This is a genomic window from Vibrio sp. Evd11 (assembly GCF_900382755.1).
In the GTDB taxonomy this organism is placed as follows: domain Bacteria; phylum Pseudomonadota; class Gammaproteobacteria; order Enterobacterales; family Vibrionaceae; genus Vibrio; species Vibrio lentus.
Window position 1 is genome coordinate 1 of sequence record NZ_OSDX01000108.1, and the last position, 8,079, is coordinate 8,079.

5 protein-coding genes and 2 pseudogenes are annotated in these 8,079 nt (G+C 38.7%); 2 read left to right on the forward strand and 5 right to left on the reverse strand.

Going from position 1 to position 8,079, the window contains the following annotated elements:
* Positions 1–57: 57 nt before the first annotated feature.
* Positions 58–300: pseudogene (locus ED652_RS23275) on the forward strand (carboxypeptidase M32); the annotation flags it as partial.
* A 59-nt stretch (positions 301–359) separates the two neighbouring features.
* Here ED652_RS23275 and ED652_RS23280 read toward each other — a convergent pair.
* Genes ED652_RS23280 through ED652_RS23300 form a run of 5 tightly spaced genes read right to left on the reverse strand, consistent with a single transcriptional unit; the run spans position 360 to position 7,641 of the window.
* Positions 360–1,202: a YafY family protein gene (locus ED652_RS23280; protein WP_017081041.1), complete on the reverse strand. Its 843-nt coding sequence runs from the start codon at positions 1,200–1,202 to the stop codon at positions 360–362.
* A complete protein-coding gene (locus ED652_RS23285) occupies positions 1,199–2,071 on the reverse strand; it encodes a hypothetical protein (RefSeq protein WP_122056313.1) in 873 nt (290 codons plus the stop codon). The genes ED652_RS23280 and ED652_RS23285 overlap by 4 nt, the downstream gene beginning before the upstream one ends.
* A complete protein-coding gene (locus ED652_RS23290; RefSeq protein ID WP_017081039.1) occupies positions 2,064–3,305 on the reverse strand; it encodes a hypothetical protein in 1,242 nt (413 codons plus the stop codon). The genes ED652_RS23285 and ED652_RS23290 overlap by 8 nt, the downstream gene beginning before the upstream one ends.
* Positions 3,305–3,937, reverse strand: coding sequence for a hypothetical protein (locus ED652_RS23295; RefSeq protein ID WP_122056314.1), 633 nt, complete (start codon positions 3,935–3,937; stop codon positions 3,305–3,307). Before ED652_RS23295 ends, ED652_RS23290 begins: the two co-directional genes overlap by 1 nt.
* Positions 3,938–3,939: 2 nt before the next feature.
* Entirely contained in the window at positions 3,940–7,641 is a 3,702-nt protein-coding gene (locus tag ED652_RS23300; protein WP_122056315.1) for an ATP-binding protein, read from the reverse strand.
* Positions 7,642–7,747: 106 nt separating this feature from the next.
* Between ED652_RS23300 and ED652_RS23305 the strand changes: the two are divergent.
* A pseudogene (locus tag ED652_RS23305) lies at positions 7,748–8,011 on the forward strand (carboxypeptidase M32); the annotation flags it as partial.
* Positions 8,012–8,079 lie beyond the last annotated feature (68 nt).

Here is an 8,079-nt window from a genome sequence, read left to right on the forward strand (position 1 = left end):
AACTTTGAAAAACAAAATGTCGCTTAGTTAAGTGTCCAGTCTGACTGGAGCAGATCATATTTCCCTTCATACACATTAGGCGCTATGTACGCGGCTCAGTTCATGGCTTCAATGAAGAAAACTGTCGATGTGAACGCTGTGATTGAAAGTGGCGACCTATCGCCTATCTTCACTTGGTTAGAATCGAATATTTGGAGCAAAGGCAGCCTGCTTAACACCGATGACTTGGTGAAAGGCGCAACCGGTGAAACCTTGAATGCGCAATACTTCAAAGATCATTTGAGAAGTCGTTACCTTTAATAAAACATCAAATTAGATATAGAGCAGCACAAGAAAGTGCTGCTCTTTGCTACTTTCGATTAGAACAACCACCTACTAACTTCGTCATAGTTTTCTAGGTACAAAGGCCGTATCGTAGGATCATCTGATTCTGATCGTTCATGCTTATCAATAAGGTGAAATTGTAAGTAGTACTCGGCCATAGCTGCTCGTATACTTACCTCATAGAAGTCCCCTTCTCCCTTATCCATCATAATCACACGTTTCTGTTCAACAGTTAGCGCTGGTTGAGGAGAAATTCTCAAAGTGATTGTCTGCATCCAACAGTCGTCATCCTTGGCAGTCCAAGACGAGTTTCCAGCAATAGCTACATCCTTCATACGACTTACATTGAAATCTCTAAATTCTTTCCTGTACTCATCGTAAGCTCGGCAATGCCACCTGAGTCCACTGTTTGCCATTGCAATTGGATGTAATCTTCTTTTCATTCCTTCTGGATGACTAAGAGAATAGTATGTCACTTGGATAGCGAGATTTTTTGCTATTGCCTGTGTAAGAATGCGACTTACTTGTGGGTCAACATGACTCGAAATCGCAGGCCCAAAATCAATGGTATTTTCACCCCATAGCGTTGAAGAGTAGCTAACGTTATTTAGTCTCAGGAACGCAGTATACTCCCCCCATGAACCGTCAATATACTGGAGATGAAACTCACTAGTTGGTTCGAATCTTTTCTCACTCTTATTGTAAGAAAGTGAGTCTGGATATTCTTTTCGATACTCTGCTAAGCTCTTAGTAATATTGTTTACTGTTACCTGAAACAACACTGCTAGCTTAGAGGCATTAACCATCCCTTCCCAATAAGCGAGTAATTCGATAACTCTAAAACGAGCTTCTTTTGTACTAAGACCTCCTCCAATCATCGCTTAATCTCCAGATTCTCTATCACTTTTAATTGTGCTTTATGTACCACCAGGTGTTCTTGTGTAATTGCCAAACGTTCCAATTTCATTTTCATCAAGTGCTCTCTAACTACCTCTGGTGTGTGAGGATCCTTTAATCGCCTTAATAGCTGAGGCTGCTGCTTGTGGAATTCCTTAAGCTTACTCAACTTTAGTATTTCTGGAGATAAGCTTGTTGGTACTATTAGATCGATGGGTCTTAACTCTGCTACCTTTAGAGCCATATCAATACCTGCAGCATCGTAGTCAAAGAAGATTGCAACTTTTGCTGAATTACCTAAACTATTAATCACTTCCATCACAATTGACTGGTTATCACCATGCCCTTTATAGATCATTACCGCCTCCTTATATTCAGAAGGTATACGGTCGATGACTTCCTCCCAGTAAACCAAGGTTTCTCCGTTTTCTAAGATTATCAACTGCTTTATGCGTTCGACATCCAGATGACCTTTTCTTACAGATACTACAGTACCAACGGGCGTTGATATTTCCTCGTTACCTACCAAGGGAATTGATGATGCGAGGCTAGACATATTTATCATAGATTTAAATACGTCTCCTTTTGCCCATTTTTCATCAGGTACTGTTTTTGATGCGTCCATTCGGTTATCAAACTCAAGAGATAGATCTATTACTGATTTACCAAATATTCCATCAAGAAAGTTTTCCAGTTTTCTCAACTCATAAGAGCTTAAATGAATTTTGCCACTTCGATAATCGCCTATACCAACTTCATCACAAATCTGTCTATAAGAAGGTTTGTCTGGAAGCTGTCTTTTTGATGACTTAACTATTTGGAGTGCAAGTTTAAAAACTTTCTTATTCACGATTACTTTTCCTGAAAACCATATCCTTGATATACAAAGTACCGTCAAAAGGCTGAACAATATCTCTGACTTCTTCGACAGTTACATATCTGGAAATTGATTTTTTCTGTGCTTCATAATAGCTCATCACCATGATCATCCAATCTTCAGGCAGAGCTTCAACACCGAGAACTCCATAAGCATTCATTGCTGAAATATCTTCTTTGTGGGATGTGTCGGTAATAGCCTGAAATAGTAGCTCAACATTTTCTGTTAGAGGATCAAGAACATTTTCTAGAGTTCCTCCTCTTGCATCGGAGATTTTCTCTTCAATTTCTTCTGGTTGCTCAATATTCGGCTCTGGTTGAACCTTTTCCAAAGTATCCAGTGCCATATCCATCAGGAGCTCTTCATCCCTTGCACTACTGATATCAGCATATCCCCCCAAACGTTGTCTTTCAGCAAGAGAGGCGCAAGTTGGCAGCTCCATGATCCCTGATATATCGGGTCGATAGCCTGGTTGCTCTTTGAACTTGCTCGAGAAGATATCAATCAGCATGTTAAGCCGACGAACTGCTTTATCTTTTTGCAGTTTTTCTACCATACTGTTTAGCTTGCGATTGGTCGCTGCTAAGTCTTTTAAACAACGATCAATATGAGCTTTAAAGACTTTCATTAGTAAACGTTCAAGCAGTAAATCAGTTCCAACCCACTCTCTTATCTTTACCACACTTAAGTGGCTGATTGTCGTTCGGAGCTTATAGCACTCATCTTTGCAGCGGGTTGTCTGTCTTATACGTTCATCAATATCAGACACAACACTAAATTCATCAGAAACAATATGGTGATACATGCTTAACGCATCTGTAAGCATGTCCATTATTTCCATAACTATCTCTCTGATTTCATCAAAGTATTGCTCGTGAGTAGTATGTGTCCTGACCTTCGATTTCTTGTAGCTCTCTATATTAAATTCTAAATCTTCAATAAGGCTGGAATATGCTCCAACTTTTTCTCTAAACCTATATCTGCTAGTAACATGATCTAACAAATTCCTAACTTTACTGTGAACCTGCACACCAAGGTTGTCATCTACATAGTAAGCTAATCGGTTCTTTTCTAAGGCTGTTATTGCAGATTCATTTTCAGGTGTGTCCTCAATTTGACCAGCAGTGACATAGCAGCTTTCATCAACTACTTCTATATGCTTACTTAGTGCACGAATCGCTGATTTAGAATCTTCTTTACGTCCCATCAGAAGAGCTCCTGCTGAGGTTCTGGTTCATCATCTGGTAATTCGTAACCTTCAAATGAGTGGATAAATTCTAATTGATCAAATAATAAAGACCATTTAGCTGTTGCTTTATACACTGCACCAGAACCACCAATCGATAGTAAATATCCATTTTCAGATAAATAAGTCAGAACAGACCTCAGCTTGGTTTTTGTTTCAACAGACCTTGAAACTTTTCTAAATTTAGAAGCAATCTGGCTCAACAGTTCAGACATAGAGGAAGACTCTTCTATTGCAGATAGTAGCTCTGACTCGGAGATTCTTGTACCTGCTTCTATTGGGCGAGATTCCGCATCTACATTTCTTACTAATCTAAGCCAATCTATCAACGGTTCTAGGTCGGTGAGCATATGAGAGAACTGTTTCGTCGCTTTTTTTCGTCTCTTTGGATCTTCCAATGTCTCATATGAACAATAATAACCTTTACTGTCTTTCGTCTTTCCAACTTGTCTGGAAACTCGATGCAGAAATACATTAACTTCGGAACGATTTATAGAGTCCTGGAGGAATCGAAAAGCTTCGGGATAAGAAGCTTCACATATGACTTTTTCATCAAGCAGATATTCAACCGTAATTTCAAATCTGGTGCTCATGATTACTTGCCCTCTTTTTCAGGTAATAAAGGATTTTTCTTATCACCTTTTATTGAAACATAACGTTTAATACCTAAGTTTTTGTCTACATAATTCTTGGTGGTAAAGTAGCGGAGTAATACAGGTGATGGGTTAGGCTGAGCACAAAACAGCGAGATGTTATGTTCATCCATCAATTCGAATAGGATAATCACGTTTTCGTCTGAAATTTTACCAAGTTCATCTAATGGCCAATGTATCCTCACATTATTGTCTTTACATAAGTAACGTGTCATTCCGCAGAACACAACAATCACTGCCAAAGTAGATATACCTTCACTACTAAGCCCCTTAAGATCTGCATCGGTTCTTATATTTACACGTCGACCATTTTCTCTCATCGAGATATCAATATCGACTAAAGACTCTATATCATTACTTATCTGACAACTACGTAAAGAGTCTGTCGTACTTTGGAATATTGTGACAAATTCTTTACTAGGAAGAACATTCCGTTCGTTTTCCACCCAGTTAGACCAGACTTCACTAAACGCCTTTAAATCTTTCCATATATCAAATTCATCGACTTTTGATACCAACTCTATATTAATGTCGCTTAGTGCTTCAAAGTGATTTGTTGTATTTATCTCTTCACCAAGTGTTGAGGAAATTGATCTCACTTTTCTATTTAATGTGTCCAATGAATGGTAGAAACGCACATATCGTTCACCTACAGTTTTGAGTGACTCTAGGGTGACTTCTCTGATGTCGGGGATGGCTACCTCCAACAGACGTTTTACATCATCGACACCCTCAATTAAGAAATTTTCAGTGTAATTGGCGTGAATCGAACGACGACTTCTGTCTTGTTCCATGTTCTCCCACAAAACATAGATTTTATTTTTTGAACCTATACTTGTTAGCACCTCTCCCACTTTCTTTACTGCATCAGCGATGCTTCGACGCAATACTTTAATCCTATTAATGTTCTTTGTTAATCGTTCAAGTAGCAGCTCTAAAGATAAATTATCTCTTATTTCGGATGATTCATGTGTAGCAGGAACTTTATCAAGTGCATCATTAACATCTGCATAGGCGTTATTTACACTCTTGTACTCCTTCTCTAACCGACCTAGCTTCGTTTTTTGTTCTTTGATCTTGGCCTCTAGTTCTTTCAATCGCTCTTGGTGATTTTTCTTTTTTTCGTCAAGCTGACTAGATAGGCGAGCAACTGATACTGAAAGTTCAGTTGCTTCTTTTTCATGCTTATTTATATGTACCCACAACGATTTTTCCCAGCTACGATAGTCGTTGATTAGCTGTGCGTAGCTTTTTATTAGTTCATATTCACTCTTAGACTTGACCGCCCTTTCTTTAGCTACTTGCTCAGTCAAAGGATCGATATCTTTATTTTTCAATACCGCCTCAAAGATCTTCTCGAGCTCTTTACGTTGATTATCCGCAGTATCTTTAATGCCTGTAATTAATTGATCTTTCAGATCGATTTGCTCTTGAATTGCTGCTTCTACAACCGAAGCGTTGGCTTTCAAAGTTAGTATCCCTTGCCTGGCAGTTTCTTCTAACTTTTCAACATCACTATCCGTTTCATGATCATATGCTTTTAGCTCTAAAATACTCTGCTGAATACGTTTATCAATTTCCCAAACCCTATTGGTTATGGTCTTCTCTATATCAATTTTTTTTGCTTTTATTGATAGACCTATCTCTTTTTTTTCAGTGTTCAATCTGTCTTCTTCTCTTCCCAGTTGAGATAGTTCCTTTTCGGACTGGGAGACCTGCTTGTTAAATTTTCCAAGTTCTGTTTTTATACGAGTTATATCTTCTTCATAATTAAGGATATCTTTTTTTAGAACTTCTCTTTGTTGCTTTAGCTGATTCTCAGACTTAGTAAACTCGTTCGGTTCAACAAGGTTGAGGTTTATTTCGAGTCCATACAGAGCTTGGGAACTTTCCCCACCGACTAATTGAGGGTTTAAATTCTTCTGGCTAAGGAGCTCAGGTCGAATCACTTTCCCTATTGTGTCTCTCCAAGCGTATTTCGTTTCATTCAAAAATTCATGCAAACTATCAGGCTCAGGATTTAACTGCCTAGTTATTTTCTCTCTTTCTTTTTCCGTCTTACCCAGTGCTTTCTTTTTGAGTTCTAGTTCATCTAGTTTGCCGTCCTGAAGCTTTTTATCACTATCAAGTTGTCTTCGTTTCTCCGATATATCTTTAGCTTGCTTTACTAGTTGTTCTTCAATTTCATTAATCTGGTTTTCATATAAATTTATTTCTTTATTCTCGTCTTCAGAATACAAAGAAGCCTCTGTTTTATCAGCGTAGAGCGCTTGAACATCATCATTAATACGTTGTTTTTCTGAGGTTCGACTTTTTAAAAATTCACGAATTTGCGCATGCATTTCGTCAGAGCAATCACTTTCCCTTTGCAGAGTAAGCCTCAAATGCTTAGACATTGAGTTATCTAATGAGGATCGCTCTTCCTTTGCCTTGCTTAACTTATTCGTTGTATCCGTTTCCAGTTGACCAATTTTTTTTTGGTGGGCATCAGCCTGCTGTGATACCGCTTCTAATAAACCTGTGTAGTGGTTACTATCACTGCTCATTTTGGCTTCATAGCCAGACAATTCTTCATACTGGGATATCTTGGTTGTAATGTTCTCCTTCCCGTCCCACCGTTCTCTTTCATCATATATCGTCTGAATTAGGCTATTTTTACCCTCTAGGTTATTAGACTCGTTGTTATAACGTTCTCTTAATGCGGCTGTTTTACTTTTATAATCATCTTCCAGATCACCTGTTTGAATTTCCAAGTCTTTTATTAAAGCCTCTGTAGTACTCAGGTTTAATCCCACTTCAGAAGCAGCTTGGTCTAACTGTTTTTTATAGGCTAGCAATAACGACCATTGTTCTTTGAGTTCTACATCTTTATCCAAAGCACCATGAAACGTAGCGCTATGCTTTTCAATCTCAACCAATACATTAAGGCTGTTGATATATTCTGCATCGTCCTTGTGGAAAGGCGCATCTCCGATATCTATCTGGTCAGATAAAAAGCTGTCTACCACCATCGTTTTAAATTGAGCAAGGAGCTTATCGTGTCTCAACATTACTGCTGTCAAAGAATCGATATGCTGCATCTGGGTGTCGTTTGTACAAAGTGAAAACTGGTAAGCAGTTGAGGATAATGATTGATGGGACTTACGTTTCTTTTGCAGGCGCTTTTTATCGTTTAGTAGAACTGCTCGGTAATCAATTGAACTTCCAATCTGATTACTTACATAAAAGTTTTTAGATACAACGTGTTTCAACCAATCATGCGCATCGTTAGTGCTGGCCAACTGATCCATAAGATGTTGTTGAAACAAGCCACCTTCTGCACTGCAATCAACAAATCGATAAGCTACCGATTTCTTCGACTTATACATTACAACGCACTTGAGTTCATCCAAACGCTTATACTCAAAAATCAACATTGACCGCGCTGATGGTAACAAAAAATCAGCAAATGCTTTTTTCTCTCCAGCTCGATTTACCAGTGAGCTCGGTTCTTTACCATAGAAAAAAGGAATAAGGCTAAGCATGGTCGATTTACCAGCACCGTTTGTACCCATATTGTTTGTATGTCCAACACACTCAACTTCTGTGAATTTTCCTTTGAAGTAACTGTGGTGAAGGTAGATCTTCTGAAGTCCGCTTTCCATGTTTAAACTCAACTCAAATTATACACACCAAATCAATGTACACCAAAACGATGTATATTGTGAGGTGTATTTTTGTACAGCAGTCGTTGACATTACCATTGCTAGCTGGACAGACGGCGCATTCGGTTACTTCCCATCTTACACACTAGGTGCGATGTACGCGGCTCAGTTCATGGCTTCAATAAAAAAAACGGTCGATGTGAACTCAATGATTGAGAGCGGTGACTTATTCCCTATCTTCACTTGGTTAGAATCAAACATTTGGAGCAAAGGCAGCCTGCTTACTACTGATGATTTGGTGAAAGGTGCAACGGGTGAAACCTTGAATGCGCAATACTTCAAAGACCATCTAAGAAGCCGTTACCTTTAGTATTTTATTAGTAAACGCCCCATGAACCCACGGGGCGATATTGTTAATGTTTGAAGTTCCAAGGTAGG